The organism is Pantoea sp. SM3640 (assembly GCF_015654165.1).
Lineage (GTDB): Bacteria > Pseudomonadota > Gammaproteobacteria > Enterobacterales > Enterobacteriaceae > Pantoea > Pantoea vagans.
On the sequence record NZ_CP064872.1, the window covers coordinates 1194927 to 1218106 of the forward strand.

At 53.6% G+C, this 23180-nt stretch carries 17 protein-coding genes; 16 read left to right on the forward strand and 1 reads right to left on the reverse strand.

The features are described from left to right. The first annotated feature begins 283 nt into the window (after window positions 1-283). The 3 genes from udk to asmA all read left to right on the forward strand — a co-directional run bounded on the left by udk (window position 284) and on the right by asmA (window position 3424). Window positions 284-925: a uridine kinase gene (gene udk / locus IV493_RS05495; protein ID WP_013358471.1), complete on the forward strand. Its 642-nt coding sequence runs from the start codon at window positions 284-286 to the stop codon at window positions 923-925. 81 nt (window positions 926-1006) lie between these two features. Beyond that, window positions 1007-1588 (forward strand): dCTP deaminase, encoded by a 582-nt coding sequence (gene dcd / locus IV493_RS05500; RefSeq protein ID WP_013358470.1) that lies wholly within the window; start codon window positions 1007-1009, stop codon window positions 1586-1588. Between the two features lie 12 nt (window positions 1589-1600). Then, a complete protein-coding gene (asmA, locus tag IV493_RS05505; RefSeq protein ID WP_195857856.1) occupies window positions 1601-3424 on the forward strand; it encodes an outer membrane assembly protein AsmA in 1824 nt (607 codons plus the stop codon). 30 nt (window positions 3425-3454) lie between these two features. Here the strand turns inward: asmA and IV493_RS05510 are convergent, their stop codons facing one another. Beyond that, a complete protein-coding gene (locus IV493_RS05510) occupies window positions 3455-5026 on the reverse strand; it encodes a TerC family protein (protein ID WP_195857857.1) in 1572 nt (523 codons plus the stop codon). A gap of 791 nt (window positions 5027-5817) precedes the next feature. Here IV493_RS05510 and wbaP point away from each other — a divergent pair. From wbaP to galF, 13 genes are all read left to right on the forward strand, one after another. Continuing rightward, window positions 5818-7251 carry an undecaprenyl-phosphate galactose phosphotransferase WbaP gene (gene wbaP, locus IV493_RS05515; RefSeq protein ID WP_033733245.1) on the forward strand — a complete coding sequence of 478 codons (1434 nt, stop codon included), beginning with the start codon at window positions 5818-5820 and terminating at the stop codon, window positions 7249-7251. 294 nt (window positions 7252-7545) lie between these two features. Next, window positions 7546-8685, forward strand: coding sequence for a polysaccharide export protein (locus tag IV493_RS05520; protein WP_013358466.1), 1140 nt, complete (start codon window positions 7546-7548; stop codon window positions 8683-8685). A 9-nt stretch (window positions 8686-8694) separates the two neighbouring features. After that, window positions 8695-9129 (forward strand): protein-tyrosine-phosphatase, encoded by a 435-nt coding sequence (locus IV493_RS05525; RefSeq protein ID WP_013358465.1) that lies wholly within the window; start codon window positions 8695-8697, stop codon window positions 9127-9129. A gap of 12 nt (window positions 9130-9141) precedes the next feature. Beyond that, a complete protein-coding gene (gene wzc / locus IV493_RS05530; RefSeq protein ID WP_013358464.1) occupies window positions 9142-11319 on the forward strand; it encodes a tyrosine-protein kinase Wzc in 2178 nt (725 codons plus the stop codon). A gap of 270 nt (window positions 11320-11589) precedes the next feature. Next, window positions 11590-12726: an EpsG family protein gene (locus tag IV493_RS05535; protein WP_013358463.1), complete on the forward strand. Its 1137-nt coding sequence runs from the start codon at window positions 11590-11592 to the stop codon at window positions 12724-12726. Between the two features lie 128 nt (window positions 12727-12854). Further along, window positions 12855-13772, forward strand: coding sequence for a glycosyltransferase (locus IV493_RS05540; protein ID WP_195858154.1), 918 nt, complete (start codon window positions 12855-12857; stop codon window positions 13770-13772). A 69-nt stretch (window positions 13773-13841) separates the two neighbouring features. Beyond that, window positions 13842-14594, forward strand: coding sequence for a glycosyltransferase family 2 protein (locus IV493_RS05545; protein ID WP_013358461.1), 753 nt, complete (start codon window positions 13842-13844; stop codon window positions 14592-14594). A 46-nt stretch (window positions 14595-14640) separates the two neighbouring features. Continuing rightward, entirely contained in the window at window positions 14641-15675 is a 1035-nt protein-coding gene (locus tag IV493_RS05550) for a glycosyltransferase (RefSeq protein ID WP_095706906.1), read from the forward strand. A gap of 82 nt (window positions 15676-15757) precedes the next feature. Next, window positions 15758-17974: a phage tailspike protein gene (locus IV493_RS05555; RefSeq protein ID WP_147789767.1), complete on the forward strand. Its 2217-nt coding sequence runs from the start codon at window positions 15758-15760 to the stop codon at window positions 17972-17974. A gap of 159 nt (window positions 17975-18133) precedes the next feature. Then, the gene (gene wcaK, locus IV493_RS05560) at window positions 18134-19396 is read left to right on the forward strand and encodes a colanic acid biosynthesis pyruvyl transferase WcaK (protein ID WP_013358458.1); all 1263 of its coding nucleotides are present in this window, start codon (window positions 18134-18136) and stop codon (window positions 19394-19396) included. A 4-nt stretch (window positions 19397-19400) separates the two neighbouring features. After that, window positions 19401-20624: a glycosyltransferase gene (locus tag IV493_RS05565; RefSeq protein ID WP_013358457.1), complete on the forward strand. Its 1224-nt coding sequence runs from the start codon at window positions 19401-19403 to the stop codon at window positions 20622-20624. Beyond that, window positions 20621-21961, forward strand: a complete 1341-nt coding sequence (locus tag IV493_RS05570) for a lipopolysaccharide biosynthesis protein (protein WP_033783657.1) — start codon at window positions 20621-20623, stop codon at window positions 21959-21961. The genes IV493_RS05565 and IV493_RS05570 overlap by 4 nt, the downstream gene beginning before the upstream one ends. A gap of 278 nt (window positions 21962-22239) precedes the next feature. Beyond that, window positions 22240-23142, forward strand: coding sequence for a UTP--glucose-1-phosphate uridylyltransferase GalF (galF, locus tag IV493_RS05575; protein ID WP_013358455.1), 903 nt, complete (start codon window positions 22240-22242; stop codon window positions 23140-23142). The last annotated feature ends 38 nt before the right edge of the window (window positions 23143-23180 follow it).

The window sequence follows — 23180 nt, forward strand, 5'->3', positions numbered from 1 at the left end:
CCACTCCTGATGCATCATTCGGTCGAAACGTTTGCAGCGCGCATCGTCAGAACAGCGCGCCGCGCAGGCCATTTTATTTATAGTATGGTGTGACGTTAGTTTATCGGTGAAATGAGTGGCGTCCAAAGGAGAAAGTCTGAAAAGTCGCCGACGCCATTTTTGTGGCATCAAAAGGCCGAAATCCCTATACTTAGCGCGAACACACCCTCTCCATTTCGGCCCGTCCGCTGCCCGCGTAATGTGTGACCAGTGGCAGGCTCCAGTTATCAGGTCCTAAAATAGTATGACTGACAAGTCTCATCAGTGCGTGATTGTAGGCATTGCCGGCGCTTCCGCATCCGGTAAAAGTTTAATTGCCAGCACGCTCTATCGTGAAATCCGTGATCAGGTAGGTGACGAGCACATCGGGGTGATCCCGGAAGATGCTTATTACAAAGATCAAAGTCACCTCACCATGGAAGAGAGGGTTAAAACCAATTATGACCATCCGAGTGCGATGGATCATGATTTGCTGTTGCAGCATCTGCAGGCGGTGAAAGCCGGCCAGGATATTGAGCTGCCGGTTTACAGCTATGTTGAACACACCCGCACCCAGCAAACGCATCACCTGAAGGCCAAAAAGGTCATTATTCTTGAAGGCATTCTGCTGTTGACTGACGCCCGTCTGCGCCAGGAACTCAACTTCTCTATCTTCGTGGACACGCCGCTCGACATCTGTCTGATGCGCCGCATGAAACGTGACGTCAACGAGCGTGGCCGTTCAATGGATTCGGTAATGAGTCAGTATCAGAAGACCGTGCGTCCGATGTTCCTGCAGTTTATCGAGCCATCAAAACAGTACGCCGATATTATTGTGCCGCGCGGCGGAAAAAACCGTATCGCCATCGATATCCTCAAGGCGAAAATCAACCAGTTTTTTGAATAACGCACGTCCGTCCGGACGTGGTGCAGACCGGCGGCAGGCACGCATGCCGGTTTGCTACACTTATGTTATGGAGTTACCGCAATGAGATTATGCGATCGCGATATCGAAGCCTGGCTGGACACTGGCAAACTGGCTATTGAGCCACGCCCGCCGGTCGAGCGCATTAATGGTGCCACGGTCGATGTGCGTCTGGGTAATCAGTTCCGTACTTTCAGCGGTCATACCGCGGCTTTTATCGACCTGAGCGGCCCGAAACAGGAAGTGAGTGCGGCACTGGACCGTGTGATGAGCGATGAGATCGTGCTGCCTGATGGCGAAGCCTTTTTCCTCCATCCGGGTGAACTGGCGCTGGCGGTGACGCTGGAGTCTGTAACACTGCCTGACGATCTGGTGGGCTGGCTGGATGGCCGCTCCTCGCTGGCGCGCCTCGGGCTGATGGTTCATGTGACGGCTCACCGCATTGATCCAGGCTGGCAGGGTCGTATCGTGCTGGAATTCTACAATTCAGGTAAACTGCCGCTGGCGCTGCGTCCCGGCATGTTAATCGGCGCGCTGAGTTTTGAACCACTTTCAGGTCCGGCTGCACGTCCCTACAACCGGCGTGAAGATGCAAAATATCGCGGTCAGCAGGGCGCTGATGCCAGCCGTATCGATAAAGACTGATTTGAGGATGTAATGAAAAGAGTGATAACCACGCTGGCCATCCTGTTAGTGGTGGTCGTAACGGGAATGAGCGCACTGGTGCTGCTGGTCAATCCCAACGACTTTCGTGCCTATATGGTGCAACAGGTCGAACAACGCAGTGGTTATCGCCTTGAAGTCAGCAGCGATCTGCGCTGGCACGTCTGGCCTCAGCTCAGTATCCTGGCAGGGCGGATGAGTCTCACCGCGCCGGGTGCCAGCCAGCCGCTGGTCTCGGCAGAAAACATGCGGCTTGATGTCGATCTCTGGCCACTCTTATCCCACCAGCTCAGCGTCAGTCAGGTGCTGCTGAAAAATGCGATCGTGCGGGTCACGCCAGAGAGTAGCGCGCAGCGTGCTAAAAATGCGCCCCAGGGTCCGCGCGATGCGGAGCCAGCCCCGGCGTCCAGCGGCTGGTCATTTGATATTGCTAAGCTGCGGGTAGCCGACAGTCTGCTTATCTGGCAGCAGCCGGGCGGTGACGAATATAATTTCCGCGACCTCAACATCAATATGGATCAGGACGCGAACAAGCTGGCGACCCTGTCGCTGAGCACCAGCCTGATGCGCAATCAGCGCAACGCGACTCTGAATCTCAAAGGCCAGCTCGATGCCGCGCAATATCCCCATCGTCTCAGTGGCCAGCTGCAGCAGCTTGATTACACGCTTTCCGGTGCAGATATCCCGGTTAAGGGAATTAAAGGCTCACTGAGCCTGCAGGGTGAATGGAATGGCGACCGCCAGCAGTTCTCCTTCAGCAATCTGCGGCTCACCGCCAACGACAGTACGCTGACCGGTCAGGGCAGCGGACAGGCTATTCCGCCAGAGCAGCTGGCGCTGGACTTGAAAGCCAGCACGCTGAATCTGGATAATTTACTCACCAGCACGCCGGTCTCTGAAACGCCTGGCGTGCAGCATGCCACTGTGGCCCGTTCGCCGGTGATTGCGTCCCCACGGGAGCGCAGCAACGCCGACTCTCCGCTGAATGACCTGAACCTGGCGCTGAAATTACAGGCGGATATTGTGGTATGGCGCGGTCTCTCCCTGACCAGCCTTGCGGTAAACGCCAGCAATCAGCAGGGGCTGATGACGCTGAACACGCTCAGCGGCAAACTGGGTAATGGCAGCTTCTCGGTTCCCGGCAGCATCGATATTCGTCAGCCGGAAACGCAGGTCAGCCTGAAACCCCAACTCCGGTTGATTGCCATTCAGCCACTGCTTAAAGCGTTTGAACTGCCGGAAAGCCTGCAGGGAAATCTGAGTCTCGACGGCGAGCTGTCGGGCAATACGCTGACGGTTGAGGCGGCGAAGCGCAGCTGGCAGGGCAGGGCAACGATCAGCGCCAGCAACCTGAAGCTGGCACAGCTTAATCTGCAGCAGATGGTGCAGCGTGCCGTGGCGCGGGTCAGCGACAAGGTCAGCAGCCAGGAAGCCGTCGATGAAGGCATTGAGTCGATCAGTGGTCAGGTTGCGCTGAATAAAGGCATACTCAGCTTCAGCGATATCAATGGCAACGGTCAGAATCTGGGCCTGCAGGGCGCGGGTAAAGTCGACATGGTGCAGCAGCAGCTGGACGTCACGCTGGGACTGAAAATCAGCGGCTGGCACGGCGATGATGCGCTGGTGAAGACACTCTCCAGTCAGCCGGTTCCGCTGCGTATGTATGGTGACTGGAACAGTCTGCAATATTCCCTGCCGGTGGATGCCGTGCTGCGTGACCGTCTCCAGAGTGAAGCGAAGTCACGGCTGAATCAGTGGATCGATCGTCAGAAAGAGGGCGAGAACAAAGAGAACCTCAAGAAAATCATGCGCCCGTAGGGGGCGCATGCTGTCAAAGCGGGTGACGGGTTAAACCTCGTAATCGCTATCAGGCTGCTGCAGAATTTCGACTTTCTGAACCCGATGATTTTCCACCTGCAGGGTTCTCAGCAGATAACTACCCAGCTGCAACACTTCCCCTTCCTGAGGGATATGCTGCAGCTTATCCATCAGTAAACCTGCCAGCGTATGATAGTCACGCTGCTCGTCCAGCGGCAGTTTCACATAGAGCGCCAGATCTTCCAGTGGCATATGACCGTTGGCAATCCAGTGCCCCTCTCCCTGAATCTGAATATCGTAGCGGGCATCAATCTCTCCCGCCTCATTCGGCAGATTGCCCGCAATGGTCTCCATCACATCGCTCAGGGTTACCACGCCCTCTACTGAACCAAACTCATCCACCACAAAAGCAAAGTGAGTATGGGCCTGCCGGAACTGTTCCAGCGCCTGCAGCAGCGTCAGACGTTCAGGAAAGACCAGCGGCTGCCGAATCAGGGCGCGCAGATCGAGCGAATTATGGTGCAGCGACTGGTGCAGCAGATCGATAACGTGTACCACGCCCAGCGGTTCGCTGGAGTTGTCCGTTATCAGGATGCGCGTGTGCTGATTGCGGTCGAGGCGTGACATGATCTCTGCCGGATCGTCACTGAGGTCGATATGGTCGACGTCATGGCGCGAGGTCATGATGCTGTTGACGTGGCGCTGGCCCATGCCCAGCACCCGGGCAATCATCACCCGTTCCTGACGGTTGAACAGCATGCTGGCGTCGCTGTCAGCAATCAGGGAAGAAGTTTTCGCATCCAGTTCCGCCGGTTCCGCTGCACCCCGCAGCATCCGTAACACCGCTTCCGCCGTGCGCTGGCGCAGCGGGCGACCCGCTGACAGCACACGCCGACGGTTGAAGTGGGCCAGCTGGTTCAGTGCCTCAATGATGACCGAGAAGCCGATAGCCGCGTAGAGATAGCCTTTAGGAATGACAAAGCCAAAGCCCTCCGCCACCAGGCTGAAGCCAATCATCAGCAGGAAGCTTAAACAGAGGATGACAATCGTAGGGTGGTTATTCACAAAGCGGGTCAGCGGCTTGCTGGCAAGCAGCATCAGCAGAATGGCGATGGTGACCGCAATCATCATGACCGGCAATTCATTCACCATGCCGACGGCGGTAATCACCGCATCCAGCGAGAAGATGGCATCCAGCACCACGATTTGCGCCACCACCGGCCAGAATTTAGCGCCGCCTTTTTGTTGACTGGCATCTTCATCATGGCCTTCAAGGCGCGCATTCAACTCTGTTGTGGCTTTAAATAGCAGGAAAATCCCGCCTGACAGCAGCAGTAAGTCGCGCGCACTGAAGGGGTGGCCCCCCAGCGTAACCCAGGGTTCTTTGAGCGTAACCAGCCAGGAAAGCGAAGCCAGCAGCAATAAGCGGCACACTAACGCCAGCAGTAGTCCGATGACGCGCGCGCGGTCGCGAAGGGGGCCAGGAAGCTTCTCAACCAGGATAGCAATGAAGATCAGATTATCGATGCCTAAAACCAGTTCCAGAACGATTAGCGTTACTAATCCCGCCCATAGCGAGGGATCTGCAATTACCTCCAGCATGCCTTGTTCACCTGAATGTCTTAAATTGGGTTTTCTCTGATGATAGTGGAGTGCGAAGCCGCGTACAAATGGCAGGGCAGGGGGGTGGTAACCGGCACAACCCGATATATTGTGCAAAATCTGAACATAACAGTGTGACGCTTTGATTAAATTCGCAGAGTTCAGGGGAGACTATTCCGAGTCATTTTGCCACGGCAAAGCGATATTCACCTGCCGGGCTTATGCGATTTATCTCACCGCGAGTATGGCATTAATCCGAATTGTACAGAAAGGATTGCACTGCCTGTCAGGCATCAATACTAATTGCTGGTAGTCTTTTTCCTAAAATAGTCCAGGGATGGCGGGACCTGCTTGTAAACAAGCCAGTAATAACTAGTATAGCAACAAGTTAGCAAACTCTGCCCCAGAGTCGTAATTTGCGTACCGATTCTACATTAATCGCAATGTAAGGAATCAGTAATTCATCTATGAACACTTGTATGATGCGTTACGGTTACCTGTTACGGGGAGCAATATGAATGATGACAGCGATATTGGCAGCGACAGCCAAGGGCGGTAGCGTGCCTGAATCGCGTTTTTCGTTGATAAAATGAGCAATGCTGGCGGTGATTAAAGTCAGAGTAATCTGTTGGTATTCATCACAATATTATTGGTGTCATGGTTAAGATCACTGGCGTAAACGCCGCAGGAGCTCCCCTTAGAAACGGCTCAGTCTGGAAAGGTTTCATCGCTTAACGATTAAACGGGCGATAGCCGTTGCGGGTTTAAGGAAATAAAATAAAGAGTTAAATATGCGCGATACAGAATTTACGTTTAAAAGTCTTATTACCAAATTAATGCTGGCATGTTCAGATTTAATTTGTTTCAACGCAGCGTTATTTGTGGCGATGATGCTAATTAATGTTCAGTCAGGTTCGCCGCTGGCAGATATTTCTGAAAAAGAAATGAATTTAAAAATTGCCACACACATTTGTCTGTCGGTAATTTGTATTGGCTGGTTCTGGGTAAGGCTGCGTCACTACACATACCGCAAACCTTTCTGGTTCGAATTAAAAGAAGTTTTTCGTACCATTCTTATATTTTCTGTTATCGACCTGTCGATTACCGCACTGTCGCAGTGGCAGATGTCGCGTTTCGTCTGGTTACTGACCTGGGTACTGGCGCTGATTTTAATTCCGACCTGTCGCGCGCTGGCTAAACGTCTGCTGAATAAAAATGGCTTGTGGAAAAAACAGACCATTATTATCGGCAGCAGCAAAAATGCGCACGAAGCCTGGCAGGCGCTGCAAAGCGAAGAGGTTATGGGTTTTGACGTCATCGCCTTCTATGACGTTGACGGAACCTGTCCGCAGGAGATCATGAACGGTGTTCCGGTTCTGCGCGACGAGCAGGAGCTCTGGAGCCTGACTAACAGCGAAACCCAGTTTATCGTGGCAGTAGAATATGAGCAGAGTCAGTATCGTGATGTGTGGCTGAAATCGCTGGCGATGCACAACTGCCGTTCAGTCTCTGTCATCCCGACGCTGCGTGGTGTACCGCTTTACGGTACTGATATGGCCTATATCTTCAGCCACGAAGTGATGATCCTGCGGGTTCAGAATAACCTGGCAAAACGCACCTCGCGTTTCCTGAAGCGAGCCTTTGATATCGTCGGTGCACTCTCGATTATTCTGATGCTGATGCCGGCGCTGCTGGTCCTGGGCTTCCTGGTTGGCCGTGATGGCGGACCACCGATTTATGGTCACGAACGTGTCGGCATGAATGGCCGTAAATTCAAATGTCTGAAATTCCGTTCGATGGTGATTAATTCAAAAGAAGTGCTGGAAGAAGTGCTTCGTACCGATCCGATTGCGCGAGCGGAATGGGATAAAGATTTCAAACTCAAAAATGATCCACGTATTACTAAAGTGGGCCACTTCATCCGTAAAACAAGCCTCGATGAGTTACCTCAGCTCTGGAACGTGGTGCGCGGTGATATGAGTCTGGTCGGGCCTCGTCCGGTCATTGAAGATGAACTCTGTCGTTATGCTGGTGATGTTGATTATTACCTGATGGCTAAACCAGGCATGACGGGATTGTGGCAGGTCAGCGGTCGTAATGATGTTGACTATGAAACCCGCGTCTATTTCGACTCGTGGTACGTGAAAAACTGGTCACTGTGGAATGACATCGCCATTCTGTTTAAAACAGTGGGCGTGGTATTGAAACGCGACGGTGCCTATTAATCGTGAGTCGGAATGAGCGTGCTCACGCGCGCTCCGAGGTGTTGTGCCGTTGTCAGGCGTGTCGTTAATAGCGGCCATCATCAGGGATATCGCCGTGCATCTATAGTCCGCTATGATGCAAGGCGTTTCGGGTACACCCTGGTTGATGGCTACTACTTATAACAAGTGGAGCAAGGATAATGAACGACAGGTTCAGAGCTTAAGGCTTAAGTCAGCCAGGATTTACTTTTTGTTGGACGCTTACACAGCGGCGGTTTCGCCTCTATCAATAAATAACTGATAGCGAAGATCTAAATGATTACAATCAAAATGAAATTGATACCTTTGCTGGTATCCGCCACATTCCTTGTCGGGTGTACAGTCGAACCCGGTTCTCGTCTTTCTACATCAGGAAAAGATGTTATTGAGCAACAGGATAGCAACTTTGACATCGATAAATATGTCAACGTCTTCCCGTTAACGCCTTCACTGGTTGAGAAAATGCGTCCTAAGCCTCTGGTGGCTCAGGCGAACCCTTCACTGCAGAACGAAATTCAGAACTACGAATACCGTATCGGTGTGGGCGATGTCCTGACCGTGACGGTCTGGGATCACCCGGAACTGACGACCCCTGCGGGTCAGTACCGTAGCGCCAGCGACACCGGTAACTGGGTGCATTCTGACGGCACTATCTTCTATCCCTACATTGGCCGTGTGCGTGTAGCGGGCCGTACTGTTGGCGAAGTGCGTAACGAAGTGGCACGCCGCCTGGCACAGTACATTGAAAGCCCACAGGTTGATGTGAGCATCGCCTCGTTCAAATCACAGAAAACCTATGTCACCGGTTCGGTAACGACCTCAGGTCAGCAGCCAATCACTAACGTGCCATTGACGATTCTGGACGCAATTAACGCCGCTGGCGGCCTGGCCGCTGATGCTGACTGGCGTAACGTCGTGCTGACGCACAACGGTCGTGAACAGCGCGTCTCGCTACAGGCACTGATGCAGAATGGCGACCTGAGCCAGAACCACCTCCTCTATCCGGGCGATATCCTTTACGTTCCGCGTAACGATGATCTGAAAATCTTCGTGATGGGTGAAGTGAAGCAGCAGGCGACCCTGAAAATGGACCGTAGCGGCATGACGCTGGCGGAAGCGCTGGGCAACGCGGCCGGGATGGATCAAACCACCTCTGACGCCACCGGCGTCTTCGTTATCCGTCCACTGCGCGGCACCGATCGCAATAAGATTGCCAACATCTATCAGTTGAACACCAAAGATGCGGCATCCATGGTGATGGGAACCGAATTCCAGCTTCAGCCATATGACATTGTCTATGTCACTTCAACGCCGCTGACGCGCTGGAACCGTGTGATCTCGCAATTACTGCCAACCATTGCGGGTATCAACGATGTGAGCGAGAGCGCACTGCGTATCCGCAACTGGTCGAACTAAGGTCTGACCATGATTACGTCCGTGTTAGTCGTTTGCGTTGGCAACATCTGCCGCTCTCCGACCGGAGAGCGCCTGTTTAAACGTGCGCTGCCCGATTTAGATGTTCGCTCTGCCGGCCTGGGGGCCCTTGTCGGCCACCCGGCCGACAAAATGGCATCTTCCGTTGCCGAAGCGCAGGGTCTGTCGCTGGAAGGCCATCAGGCACAGCAGTTGACGGCCGAAATGTGCCGCAACACTGACCTGATTCTGGTCATGGAGAAGCGGCATATTGAACAGGTGAATCGCATCGACCCCGCCGCACGTGGCAAAACCATGTTGCTTGGGCACTGGCTCAATCAGAAAGAAATTGCGGATCCGTACCGAAAAAGCCGTGAGGCCTTTGAAGAGATTTACGGATTACTGGAAAACGCTACCCAGAAATGGGTCAACGTATTAAGCCGATAGTTGGGATTATCCATGAATATAAAAAATAAGGTCAGAACCGCGCCGGGAGAGGAGTCGAATGGATGGGATCTGGCGCATCTTGTGGGACAGCTAATTGACCATCGCTGGATCATTGTTGCCGTTACTGCTTTTTTCATGCTGGCGGGAACACTCTACACACTGTTTGCGACACCGATTTATAGCGCCGATGCGTTAGTTCAGGTTGAGCAGAAGAATGCCAGCACCGTTCTGAACGAAATCGACAGCATTCTGCCACCGACGCCTGCCTCTGATACGGAAATCGAGATTCTGGAATCCCGTATGGTTATCGGCAAAACCGTTGACGATCTGGGTCTGGATACCGTGGTTGAGCAGAACTACTTCCCGGTTATCGGCAAGGGTCTGTCGCGCCTGATGGGCAACAAACCGGCCAGTATCGCGATTTCGCGTCTGGAAATCCCACGCACTATCGACAAACGTAACGTTGAACTGGAAGTGACCGGTCCGGATAGCTACACCGTCTCGAAAGATGGCGATGAGCTGTTCAAAGGTAAAGTCGGCCAGCTGGAGTCGCACGGCGATATCAGCATGCTGGTGAGCGAGATTCACGCCGATGAAGGCACCAGCTTCACCGTCACCAAGCTGAATGACCTGCAGGCGATCCGTTCTGTGCTCTCTAACCTGACCGTGGCAGACAAAGGTAAAGATACCGGCGTGCTGGGTCTGGAATATCTGGGTGAAGATCCGGAGCAAATCAGCAAAGTGCTGAACCAGATCGTGAACAACTATCTGTTACAGAACGTTGAACGCAAGTCAGAGCAGGCCGAGAAAAGCCTGGAGTTCTTACGCACTCAGCTGCCTGCCGTTCGCAGCAAGCTGGATGAAGCGGAAAACAAGCTGAACACCTTCCGTCGTCAGAACGAATCTGTTGACCTGTCACTGGAAGCGAAATCTGCCCTGGACTCCTCTGTCAGCGTGCAGAGTCAGCTGAACGAACTGACCTTCCGTGAAGCAGAAGTCTCTCAGCTGTTTACCAAAGATCACCCGACTTACCGCGCGCTGCTGGAAAAACGCAAAACGCTGGAAGGTGAGCAGGCTCAGCTGAACAAGAAAATTTCTGGTATGCCACAGACTCAGCAGGAAATCCTGCGTCTGACCCGTGACGTTCAGTCTGGTCAGGAGATCTACATGCAGCTGCTGAATCGTCAGCAGGAGCTGGGCATCAGTAAAGCCAGCACCGTAGGTGATGTCCGCATCATCGACAACGCGCAGACGGCTAACGCGCCGGTTGCACCGAAGAAGATGCTGATCATTGCCGCAAGCCTGATTCTGGGTCTGTTCGTGTCAGTGGGTCTGGTTCTGCTGAAAGCACTGCTGCATCACGGCATCGAGAACCCGGATCAGTTGGAAGAGCTGGGCATGAACGTCTATGCCAGCGTTCCCCTGTCTGACTGGCAGCGTAAGAAGGATACCGAAGCACTGGCGCGTCGTGGCAGCAAGGTGAAAACCGATCCGCACGAAACGCTGCTGGCGCTGGGTAACCCGACTGACCTCTCCATCGAAGCGATTCGTAGCCTGCGTACCAGCCTGCACTTCGCCATGATGGAAGCCAAAAACAACATCCTGATGATCACCGGTGCCAGCCCGGGTATTGGTAAAACCTTTATCTGTGCCAACCTGGCCACCCTGATTGCCAAAGCAGGCCAGCGTGTCCTGTTCATCGATGGTGACATGCGTCGTGGTTATACCCACGAACTGCTGGGCGCGGATAACAAATCTGGCCTGTCCAACGTGCTGTCCGGTAAAACCGAATTCAGCCCGGCGCTGATTCAGCAGGGCGTGTACGGTTTCGATTTCCTGCCACGTGGTCAGGTTCCGCCGAACCCGTCTGAGCTGCTGATGCATCGTCGCATGGGTGAGCTGCTGGATTGGGCGAGCAAGAACTACGACCTGGTGTTAATCGATACGCCGCCAATCCTGGCCGTCACCGATGCGTCAATTATCGGTAAGCTGGCCGGCACCTCACTGATGGTGGCGCGTTTCGAAGCCAACACCACCAAAGAAGTGGACGTCAGCTTCAAACGCTTTGCCCAGAACGGTATTGAGATTAAAGGTGTGATCCTCAACGCCGTGGTGCGCAAAGCCGCGAATGCCTACGGTTATGGCTATGACTACTACGCCTATGACTACGGTAAGACCAACAAAAGCTGATCATTGAGTAACAACGAGGGGGCGGTCTGACCGCCCCTTTTTATCGTCCCTTTGAATGACGACACGCATCAATTTACACAGGTTATTCTGTCCAAACCCACAAAAGCGATACCTCTATAAATCGCATGGCGAGCGTCACTCAACAGAATTCATGACCAGCAGGGTATCGCCCGCACGCATCGCCGCTATCAGGCTCGCTGAAAAGCCAGCCGGGAAGGCGAAGCGTCATTGTTGCTGGCATGAGAACTTGTGGAATTAAGGAATCACACCATGGCTCCCTATTGGTATGTATCAGGCTTTTTGCTGCTGCTTTCGCTGTTTGAAATAGCGCTAAAAAAAGACGAACGCACAAATCATATTTTGACCTGGCTGCTCTGTTTTGCTGCCGTTTTGCTGATTATCTTCGGGGGAATACGCGGTCTCGGCACCGGCATGGATGATTTTCAGTACCGGAGCTTCTTTGAGGACTTTGTAAGACGCATTGAAATTAACGGCTTCTTTAAAACCGTTGCGTTTTTCCGTTACGAACCGCTGATTTTTGCGATGGCCTGGCTCACCAGTCTGGTTTCGCACAATGCCAGCATCTTCCTGTTTGTTTTCTGTGCCACGGCTGTTTCCATCAATACCTGGTTTTTCAGGAAGATGTCACCCTATCCGGTGCTGGCACTGGTGCTCTATTCGGCCCACATCTTTATCAACAAAGACATTAACCAGATTCGCTTTGGCCTCAGTTCGGCGCTGTTCCTGGGCGTCCTTTGGTCGATCTATCTCAAGCGCTACTGGTGGGCGTTTACCTTCTTCATTCTGTCGTTCACGAGTCACAACACCGGTGTCATGGTCGTCACGCTGATACCGTTCCTGTTTATTCGTGACTGGCGCTGGTGGCCGGTCATTATCATCGTTGCCAGTCTGCCGCTGTCTGTAGTGGGCGGTTCCAGCTTCATTGCTCTGATTGCCGGTCATCTGGGGTCGCTGGGGGAGAGGGCATCGGGCTACAACAATGACCCGTCCTATGCCATGGGTGGCAGCATCCTGGCCGTGTCGAACCTGAAGAACATTATGCTGGTGTTCGTCTTCTTCTACTTCATGCTGACCGACGAGCTGAAGCGCGAAAACTACGCCCAGTATCGCCTTAACTACCTGCTGATTCTGAGCTTTGCTATCGGCGGTGCGATCAGGATCTTCCTGTACAACTTCCCGTCAGGTTCGCGTCTGTCCAACTATCTGCAACAGGTCGAGCCGATCATCCTGACCTCGCTGATTTACCAGGCCAGACGATCGTGGAAGCCCGCGCTTTACGCCATGCTGGTCTTCTTCCTGCTCTATTACCTTTACTACAACACCATTTCGACCAAGCAGGCGGTTACCGGCTATGAAGTGGCGCGTGAGTTTTGGCTGGTCCACTAATTAACCCATCGATCGCCCCTGCGTGAAGAGATTCATACAGGGGCGATCGACGGTAAGCACACCGGTTTTTTGTCGACCCTTGTCGATTGAACGGATTATTTTTGAACTATTTTAATGAGGTGCTGGCAATGAAGGACATTCGTTTCTCCATCGTAATTCCGGCTTATAACGCGTCAGAATCGATTGTCACGACGCTGGATTGCGTTAAAGCACAAACGTATCGTAATTTCGAAGTCATCATCGTGGATGATAAATCTGCGGATGCCGCCGCGCTGGCGGAGGTGGTTCGCAGCGACCGCTATCAGGAGCTCGACATCAATCTGGTGCTCTCTGAGGTTAAGCTCAACGGGGCCGGTGCGCGTAACAAAGGCATTGAGCTGGCGACAGGTGACTATGTCAGCTTCCTTGACGCCGATGATGAGTGGGCGGCAGATAAACTGCAGCAGGTGAGTGAAAAGATTGCGCAGCTGGAAGCCCAGGGCAAAAAGAACTTCGTCATTTTCAGCCAGGTGAACATTTATCAGGACGGCACGTTCCTGAAAGTGATGCCAATGCAGCCGCCGGGTAAAAATGAAACCGTCGCCGAGTATCTGTTCGGCTGCTACGGCTTTATCCAGACCAGCACCATCGTGCTGAAGCGTGAAGACGCGGCGAAGATTCAGTTCGATACCCGTTACATCCGTCATCAGGATTATGATTTCTGCATTCGTGCCGACCGCATGGGCTATGACTTTGTGATGATCGCCGCGCCGCTGGCGAACTACCACCTGGTCACTAAGTTTGGCTCAAAACATAAAGGCGAATCGGTGAACTACTCGATGTTCTGGCTCGATAGCATGAAGCCGCATCTTACCCCGCGTGATATCCACACCTACAAAGCCTTTAAGCTGCCGCTGCGCTACAAAATGGATGGCAAGTCGCTGATGGCAAGCCTGAGCTTTGCGCGCTACTTCTTCCTCACCAACAAAGACAACCGTGCTTATTTTATGAACCGGGTTAAAGACAAGGTCAAAGCACGTTTCGGCGGTGAGAAAGCACTCTCTTGACGCGCGCCGCGCCTCGTTCTGCTCCTGACGCCAGGAGCACCTCTCTTTTCGTTTAATTCAGGGTTGAAGATGAATACTTCTGTTGGAACCGTTGGCATTGTCATGCCTATGTATAATGCACGTCAGACGGTATTACGCGCTGTGCAATCGGTTATCAATCAGCACTATACCGACTGGCACCTCTATCTGGTCAACGATAAGTCCACGGATGACTCGCTGGAATTTGTGCGTGAGCATTGTCAGGATCCGCGCATTACCATTCTGGATAATGCGGTCAATATGGGCGCAGCAGAGACCCGCAACGTCGGACTGCGCGCGGCGACTGAAGAGATTATCGCTTTTCTCGACAGCGACGATGAATGGCATGCCGATAAGCTGAGCCAGCAGGTTGCGGCCATCGCGGCCGGTGATGATTTTGTGATTACCGAATATCACTATAAAACCCGCAAGGCCGAGCACGACATTACCTACAGCAAACCGTACCTGCAGCAGGAAAACTTTGTGAAGAAGCAGTATCGCGTCTGCTTTTCTTCCGTCTGTTTCCGCCGTCCACCGCAGGGGCTTTTCTTCCAGCGCAAAGGCCACGAAGATTTCCTGTTTTTGTATGAATTATTCACCCGCTATAAGCAGGCACGCGTAATTCAGACGATTCTGGTCAACTATTACGAATTAGGCGATTCCCTTTCACGTAATAAGAACAAAGCTGCCCAGTGGCACCTTGAATTATTAAGAATTATCTATAAAAACAATCCTTTAAAAATCTATTACTATTACGCTTGGTATATGGTGAATGGTGTGCTGTTTACCCTTAAGCATCGTTAAGCCTGTCGGCAGGATTGTCTTTAAAATTTGAGGTGGATAGCGTTTCATGAAAAAAATTGTCCTGGTGATCAAAGATGCTTATTCGTATGCGGGCACCGAGAACATCTGTAACTTTATGTCAGAGTGTCTTGGCGAAACGCATGACGTCACCATCTACTCGCTGGAAGGCAGCGGTAAAACCTTTTATCCGTTTGAGCATGTCAGAGAGATCGTCAGCTTCGAAGGGCAGAGCAACCCGATTAAAAGCGCGGTAGCCCGCATCAACGAAGAGGGTTTCGACACCGTTTTCCTGATCAGCATGGGTCGCCTGAGCGTGATGTTCGCCTTCTGGAATCTGCTGGCCATGAAGAAGAAGCGGGGCAAAGCCTACGCCTGCGAACATATCGCCATTAACTCCTTCAGCAAACCAATCAAGTTCCTCAAGTTTCTGCTGCTGCGCTACTACGACCGCGTGATTGTTCTGACCGAAAAAGATCATCAGGTGTTCAGCCGCTGGCGCATTCCCAGCAAGTCAATCCCCAACCCGGTGGTATACAAAGGGTATCAGCGTCAGACCCGTCATCGTCAGGCGCTGGCGGTGGGCCGTCTGGATAACCAGAAGGGCTTTGATCTGCTGCTGGATATCTGGCGCGACTTCGCACGTACTCATGCCGACTGGACGCTGGTGATTGCCGGTGACGGCGAACTGCGTCAGCAGCTGCATGATCAGGCGGCCGTGCTGGGCATTACCGACAGCGTCAAGTTTGTCGGCAAGGTCAGCAATATCAATGACTACTATCGCGACAGCGACATGGCGCTGATGACGTCGCGCTACGAGGGCTTGCCACTGGTGCTGCTGGAAGCAAAATCCTGGTCACTGCCGGTGGTGGCGTATGACTGCCCGACCGGGCCACAGGAGATCATTAACCACGGTGAAGATGGGTTCCTGGTGCCGATGAATGACAAAGCCACGTTTCTGGCCCGAATGGAGCAGCTTGCCAGCGATGACGCGCTGTTCTATGCCATGAGCGAAAAAACGAAACAAACCGCACTGAAATTCGACGGTAACCAGATTAAGCAAAGCTGGCTGTCATTGGTTTAACCGGAGCTGTAAAAGCTCACTTGCGACGTGCCTCAGGGACACCGCCATGGCCAATGGCCTTATTGACTACGGGAATTGATGCATGAAAAGAAGAGAAGTTTTACAGACCGCCGCCTCCGCTCTGGTGGGGGCTCTCTCCGTGAGCACCTTTTCCAGCTACGCTGCAAAAAGTAACGGCATTGCCCTGAAGCCGGTTGATGCGGCGGCTATCCCTAAAGGCGACGTGCCTATCCTGACGCCTGAGAATGTCTACGCCATGCCGCCGCAGTTCTGGCAGGGCTTTGAGGGCAAACTCTGGATTGGTAAAGCGGGTGTGGATGCCAGCAAACCGGGTAACCAAATCCCGGTCTTCCTGCGTGATGCCAGCGGTAAAGTGTCTGAGATTGCTCAGCCTATCACGCTGAACAAGGGCAACTTTGCCCAGTTTATTCAGGACAACGCTGCACTGATTGCCGATCCTTCGCATTCGATGACGGTCGAGGACAACAACGGTCAGACCCTGTTTAACATCGCCGATGTCAGCCGTCCGGGCGCCGCCGATTTCAGTCAGCGTCTGGCACAGCCGGCGGGTTATCAGCTGATTGGTGAGATCCCGTCCGTGGCGGAGTTACGCAAAACCCGCCCGCTGTTTGAAGGGGCCAAGGTTAAGCTGAAAAGCTGGCATGAAGGGCGGGAAGTAGGCGGCGGCGAGTTTGTCGGCAGCTTCCAGACCGTTCCGAATGATGGCGGCGTAAATTTTGCCGGTGAGGGTTTCTCCTGGCGTCGCGTTGTCGATGATTTTAACCGCCTGACGCTGTTTGATTTCGGTGCGATTGCCGATGGTCAGACCGATACGGCACCCGCCATTATGGCGATGTTCAACTGGTCGCAGCAGGCTAACCAGCAGATCTGCGTCCAGTTCCCGGCCGGTACCTTCATGGTTTCCGCCTGTAACCTGGGCGACAAGTATCTCAACTTCTTCCGCATGTCCGGTGCGATGGTGAACTTCGGTTACTTCCCGGCGACCACGATCGTCTCGGATGGTAAGTCAGAGTTCGTCTTCCAGATGAACGCCCGTCGTGTCGAGCTTTCCAACCTGAATTTCAACGGCAACAGTGATAAGAGTCCGAACCAGCAGGGCTTTTTCCATAACAACTGTCCTGGCGGACAATATTTCCGGGGTGCCTGCCTGCGCTTTAACGCCGTTGGCGGCACGGCCATCAGCCTGCAGGATACCCTCGATTGTAAAATCGACCAGTGGTACGCCTCACGCTGCAGCGGCGATGTGATTAAATCGGGCTGGTCAGGTCAGAAGCAGGGCAAATGGGACCACAGTACCGCGATTGAGCTGTCAAACTTCAATGCGCAGTACTGCCGTGGCGGCAAAGTGCTTAACCTGCCGCGCTGCGGCCAGTCAATTATCCATAATGGCTGGATTGAACACTGTGATAATCCGGGCGACCTCTCTAACGGTCAGTGGATCGTTGATGCGCTGAGCCTGGAGGATTGTAAGAATCCGCTGATCGCGCACAACACCCGTCTGAATATGCGTCAGACCAGCCTGCAGTCGGGCAGCTGGATCGACAACTCCATGCAGGGCGACCGTCTGCTCAGCATCTGGGAGATGGGATCGACCCGCGTCGAGTCCTATGGTGTCGCGCTGGATGGCAGCCTGAAGTACAACTACATCACCTCGCGCTGGCGCTTAGAGAACAACACAAATCAGGAGACCTGGTTTGATCTCGGCAGCCTCTACTCACCGACGGTGGGTGATTCGTGGGAGATCGAAATCTTTGGTCAGTCGCAGTTCAGTAACGGCAGTGGCGATAAGCCGCTGATGAACCTGATTGGTGACAAGACCACCGGCGGTCGCGCAGTGATCCACGTACAGCGTAAGAAAGACCTGTCGGAAGCGAGCTGGTCGGCCGAAGGCAGCAGCCCTATTGTGGATGTGCGCTATGTGGCCGAGCATGACACCGATGTCCATCTCTACGTCAAACTGGCGGGCTGGACGCCGTCAGCTGCTGTGCTGGTGAAAACCACCGGTAAAGATCGCTTTGTGACCGGTCGCTGTGCGCGGGTCAATGCGGTCATGGAGAAGGGCAATCCACCGTCAGGCGACGCGGCCAAACGCGCGCCGCAGCGTTTCAGCCTGCATAACGGCAAAGCGGGCGTGGGGGCCAACGAGCAGGGCGATCTGCTGTTGGCTTCCCGTCCGCTCTCCGCCGATCAGGTCGATACCAGTAAGCCGGAAGGCTTTGTTTCCGTGGTGATCAACGGCAAACAGGTTGCGCTGCCTTACTTCGCGATTAAGTCTTAACCCCTTGTTTCAGGGCCGCCACAATGGAGGCGGCCGGTTTAACAGGAGCAGTACCTTTGGGTGCGTTATCCCGTAAAGCATTACTTTAAACAGAGTTCATTTTGCCCATTTCGGATCTGGGCGGCTTACAGAATTAAAAAAAATTCATTCGGAGTTGTTATGAAAATTTTATTGGTGGGTAACCATACGTGTGGGAATCGCGGGGATGGCGCGATTCTTCGTGGACTGATCGATTCGATGAAGTCTGCACGCAGTGATTTAGACATTGATGTTATTAGCCGTTATCCAACCAGCTCCGGTTATCTGCTCCAGCAGGATATTCAGCAGGATGCGCTGTATCTGCACAACAGCAAATCAGGTAAAGGTCTGGTCGGTTCGTTTAAGCGTAAAGTGGCGAACCGTCTGATGCCCGATATCATGATGGCACATCTGGGCAAGGGCGGGATCTTTAAGTCATTCTCTGTGCCGCCGCACCTGAAGGCCTTTACCGAAAGCCTGGCAAAATATGATGCGATTATTCAGGTTGGCGGATCCTTCTTCGTCGATCTCTATGGCGTGACTCAGTTTGATCATGCGCTCTGTGCGCTGATGGCGAAAAAGCCGATCTACCTGATCGGCCACTCAGTGGGGCCTTTCCAGAACCCGCGCGTCAATGCGCTGGCGAACTTTGTCTTTGATCGGGTCGACAGCCTGGTACTGCGTGAATCAGTCAGCCTTGATCTGATGAAGCGCGACGGCGTGACCAGCTCTAAAGTGGCCTCTGGCGTGGATACTGCATTCCTGGTACGTGCGCGTGAAGTCGAAAATCCGAGCCACAACCTGCGCTACTGGCAGGGCATTATCGATGGCCGTAAAACCATCGCGATCACCGTGCGTGAACTGGCACCGTTTGATAAGCGTCTGGGCGTGACGCAGAAAGAGTATGAAGCCGCCTTTGGCCGGGTAATCAATGCGATGATTGCTGAAGGCTATCAGGTTGTGGCGTTCTCCACCTGTACCGGCATCGACAGCTATGCCAAAGATGACCGCATGGTGGCGCTGACGCTGCGTGACCACGTGGCGCAGCCTGAACATTACCATGTCATCATGGACGAGTTTAACGACCTGGAACTGGGCATCCTGCTGAGTCACTGCCATCTGACCATCGGTACCCGCCTGCACTCGGCGATTATCTCCATGAACTTTGGCACCCCGGCTGTGGCGATCAACTATGAGCACAAGTCGATGGGTGTGATGAACCAGCTTGGTCTGCCGCAGATGGCAACCGATGTAAAAAGCCTGATGGACGGCTCGCTGATCGACAAGGTGAAAACCGTTCTTGCCGACTACGACAACATCAAGCTTAAGGTCGACACGGCCGTTGCGAATGAAAGGGAAATTGGCAACCGGATCACTGAAGAGATTCTCAAAGTATTAGGGTAATGTGATGAAACTGACTTTTTTCACCATGCGTTTCCCGGTTGCCTCTGAGACATTCGTACTAAATCAGGTGACCCATTTTATTGATGCCGGTTACGAGGTGGAGATTATTTCAGTCTTTCCCGGCGATTTAGTGAACCGGCATGCGGCGTTTGATGAGTATGGTCTGGCGGCGAAGACCCACTATCTGCTGCCGGAAGAGAAGATCTCAATTGTCGATAAGCTCAACCAGCGTATCAAGCTGGTGCTGCCAAAAGTGACGAAGCCGTCGCTGCTGCGCTCGCTGAATGTGCGCCGTTATGGCGCGCAGTCTAGCAAACTGCTGCTGCCGTCGATTGTGGCGAATGCTAAGCAGACCTTTACCGCAGATGTGTTTCTGGTGCATTTCGGCTATGCCGGTGCCCTGGCAAACAAGCTGCGTGAACTGGGTGTGCTTAAGGGTAAACAGGCGACCGTGTTTCATGGCGCTGATATTTCCCGTCGTCACATTCTGGAAGAGCACAAACTCGACTACGTGAATCTGTTCCGCCAGAGTGAGCTGATGCTGCCTATCAGCCATCTGTGGGAGAACAAGCTGATTGAAATGGGCTGCCCGCCGGAGAAAATTCACGTGACGCGTATGGGCATTGAGCCGGAGAAGTTTAACTTCCAGCCGCGCCAGGCGTTCCATACGCCGCTGCGTATCGTTTCGGTGGCGCGTCTGACTGAGAAAAAAGGGCTGGATGTGGCGGTGAAAGCCAGCGCCATCCTGAAGCAGCGTGGCGGTCAGTTTCAGTACACCATTATCGGCAACGGCGATCAGGATGAGATGATGCGTGATTTCATCGCCCGCGAGGGGATGGAAGATTGTGTCAGCATGCCGGGCTTTAAGCCGCAGGAGGAGATCCGTCGTGCGCTGAGCGAGGCTGACATCTTTCTGCTGCCGTCCAAAACTGCCGCAGATGGCGATATGGAAGGGATTCCGGTCGCCCTGATGGAGGCGATGGCGGTCGGCCTGCCGGTGGTCTCAACCTTCCACAGCGGCATTCCGGAGCTGATTGAGAACAACGTGTCTGGCTGGCTGGTGGAAGAGGACGACCCTGAAGCGCTGGCGGAGACGCTGCTGAAACTGTCTCAGGGTGAAGTGGATGTGGCGCCGGTCGTCGCAGCCGCACGTCACAAAGTTGAGACTGAATTTAATCAGCATATTGCCTATGGCGAACTGGCACAGATTCTGGAGCGACTGGTGTGAGTGGATTTAAGTCACAGGCGATTTGGCTGTTTGGCAGCACCTGCTTTTCCGCGGTGCTGCAGGTTGCACAGCTGAGCTTTCTCGCCCGCAAACTGGAAACCCACGAGCTGGGGCTGTTAGCCATCATCAACGCCATCCTGGCGGTGGCGGGTGTGCTGCAGGATATGGGGATGAGCAGTTATCTGGTGCATCGCCAGAACATTACCCGTCGTGAGCAGAGCACCATCTATTGGGTGAACGTCTCTCTCAGCCTGTGTACCGGGTTGATCATGTTGCTGATCGCCTTCCCGGTCTCCTGGTTCTATCACCTGCCGGAGCTGACCGGGCTGATCATGCTGACCAGCCTGAACTTCCTGGTGCTGGGTCATCTGTCGCAGTATCAGGCGCACTACATCAAAACCAAGCGGATGGTCTCGCTGGCGAAGATTGAGATGGGTACCAAGCTGTTTGCCTTCCTCTGTGTGGTTGCGATGCTGGAGTTCACTTCGCTGACGGTGGCGGCAGCGATTCTGGGTCTGTTCATCAACGCCTTTACCCGCATCCTCTGCATGATTGCGCTGGGTGAGAAGTCATGGCGTCCGACCTGGGAATTCGACAAAGCGACCTTCTTCGGCGCAATTCGCTACGGTAGCTATCAGCTCGGTTCGCAGACCATTAACCAGCTGCGTACCCAGGCCGATGCGCTGGTGGTCGGTAAAGTCATGGGCGCAGAGATGCTGGGTGTTTACTCACTGGCGAAAGAGCTGGTGCTGCAACCGCTGAAGCTGGTCACGCCGGTGATTAACCGTCTGGCACTGCCGCGCTTTGCTGAGAAACAGCACGATGCCGAGCAGCTGAAAAAGCTGTTCCTGAAGGGTACGCTGGGGATCATGCTGTTCAGCAGCGCCATGTATCTGGCTATTGGTATCTTCTCGCCGGTTATCGTGCGTGTGCTGTATGGCGCGTCACATGAGCAGGTTTATCACCTGATCCCGCTGATGCTGCTGTTTGGCATGCTGCGGCCGATGGGCGGACTGACCGGGGCGATTTCGCAGGCCAACGGACGCACTAACGTGGAGTTCTACTGGAACATCGTGGCGAGTATTGTGGTTCTGGCGGTGCTGGCGACCACCTTTATCTGGCCAAACGTGCTCTACGTCGCACTGACGCTTTCTATCTCGCAGATCCTGATCTCGGCACTGGCGCATCCGTTCTTCATCAGGCCGGTGATTGGCATTCGGTTTATCCCGTATGCCCGGCAGTGGGTGGCAGTGTCGGTGGTATTTGTTGGCGTGATGATGCTGGTAAATCACTTTAATCTGTTCGTGATGCCAGAGTGGTTTGAAGGCTGGCTGTAATCACCACACAGATATATCAACGGGCGGCCTCAGGGTCGCCCGTTTTCATTTATGGCTGGTCTCAGCCCTGCAACGAAGAGTGCTCCGGATCACAGTGGCAATATTCGATTACTGATTGTCTTTGTTCAGTTTATGGTGTCGCTGGCAATGGGCAAAATGCCGAATTTCCAAGTTATGACAGAGAGTTACTGTCCGCTTTTCAGATAAAGATTATACTTGCTCTTCCGGCCGATCCTGCATAATCGACCCACATCTTCATTTTATTAAACGGAATAAATATGACCAAGCTTAAAGCAGTAATCCCGGTTGCGGGCCTCGGTATGCATATGCTCCCTGCGACTAAAGCCATTCCGAAAGAGATGCTGCCTGTCGTCGACAAACCGATGATCCAGTACATCATTGACGAGTGTGTTGCCGCAGGTATTAAAGAGATTGTGCTGGTCACGCATGCATCGAAAAATGCCGTTGAAAACCACTTCGACACCACCTATGAGCTGGAAGCGCTGCTTGAAGCGCGCGTGAAGCGTCAGCTGCTGAGCGAAGTGCAGTCTATCTGCCCGCCAGGCGTCACCATCATGAACGTGCGCCAGGCGCAGCCACTGGGTCTGGGGCACTCCATTCTCTGTGCCCGTCCGATGATCGGTGATAACCCGTTCGTGGTGGTGCTGCCGGACGTCCTGCTGGATGACTCTACCGCTGACCACATGCGTTATAACCTCGCGGCGATGGTTGCCCGTTTTGAAGAGACCGGCCACAGCCAGGTCCTGGCGCAGCACATGCCAGCGTCCGATCTCTCTGAGTACTCTGTGATCACCACGGAAGAGCCGATCGATCACCCAGGCGACATCAGCACCATCACCGATTTCGTTGAGAAGCCTGAAGATACAGCCGGACTGAGCTCTGACCTGGCTGCGGTAGGCCGCTATGTCCTTTCTGCTGATATCTGGGCAGAACTGGAGCGCACTGAGCCAGGCGCATGGGGCCGTATCCAGCTGACCGATGCGATTGCCAGCCTGAGCAAACATAAAACCGTTGATGTTTCGCTGCTGACCGGTCACAGTTTCGACTGCGGTCGTAAACTCGGATACATGCAGGCGTTCGTCTCTTACGGACTGCGCAACAACGCGCAGGGTCGCGATTTCCGCGAAGCTATCCAGACGATTCTCGCAAAACAAAAGTAATTAAATCGCCGCGTCCTGCGCGGCAGATTGAAAGGAGC

Coding starts and splice junctions, on each gene's coding strand:
- udk (WP_013358471.1), top strand. CDS start 284: ATGACTGACAAGTCTCATCAGTGCGTGATTGTAGGCATTGCCGGCGCT.
- dcd (WP_013358470.1), top strand. CDS start 1,007: ATGAGATTATGCGATCGCGATATCGAAGCCTGGCTGGACACTGGCAAA.
- asmA (WP_195857856.1), top strand. CDS start 1,601: ATGAAAAGAGTGATAACCACGCTGGCCATCCTGTTAGTGGTGGTCGTA.
- IV493_RS05510 (WP_195857857.1), bottom strand. CDS start 5,026: ATGCTGGAGGTAATTGCAGATCCCTCGCTATGGGCGGGATTAGTAACG.
- wbaP (WP_033733245.1), top strand. CDS start 5,818: ATGCGCGATACAGAATTTACGTTTAAAAGTCTTATTACCAAATTAATG.
- IV493_RS05520 (WP_013358466.1), top strand. CDS start 7,546: ATGATTACAATCAAAATGAAATTGATACCTTTGCTGGTATCCGCCACA.
- IV493_RS05525 (WP_013358465.1), top strand. CDS start 8,695: ATGATTACGTCCGTGTTAGTCGTTTGCGTTGGCAACATCTGCCGCTCT.
- wzc (WP_013358464.1), top strand. CDS start 9,142: ATGAATATAAAAAATAAGGTCAGAACCGCGCCGGGAGAGGAGTCGAAT.
- IV493_RS05535 (WP_013358463.1), top strand. CDS start 11,590: ATGGCTCCCTATTGGTATGTATCAGGCTTTTTGCTGCTGCTTTCGCTG.
- IV493_RS05540 (WP_195858154.1), top strand. CDS start 12,855: ATGAAGGACATTCGTTTCTCCATCGTAATTCCGGCTTATAACGCGTCA.
- IV493_RS05545 (WP_013358461.1), top strand. CDS start 13,842: ATGAATACTTCTGTTGGAACCGTTGGCATTGTCATGCCTATGTATAAT.
- IV493_RS05550 (WP_095706906.1), top strand. CDS start 14,641: ATGAAAAAAATTGTCCTGGTGATCAAAGATGCTTATTCGTATGCGGGC.
- IV493_RS05555 (WP_147789767.1), top strand. CDS start 15,758: ATGAAAAGAAGAGAAGTTTTACAGACCGCCGCCTCCGCTCTGGTGGGG.
- wcaK (WP_013358458.1), top strand. CDS start 18,134: ATGAAAATTTTATTGGTGGGTAACCATACGTGTGGGAATCGCGGGGAT.
- IV493_RS05565 (WP_013358457.1), top strand. CDS start 19,401: ATGAAACTGACTTTTTTCACCATGCGTTTCCCGGTTGCCTCTGAGACA.
- galF (WP_013358455.1), top strand. CDS start 22,240: ATGACCAAGCTTAAAGCAGTAATCCCGGTTGCGGGCCTCGGTATGCAT.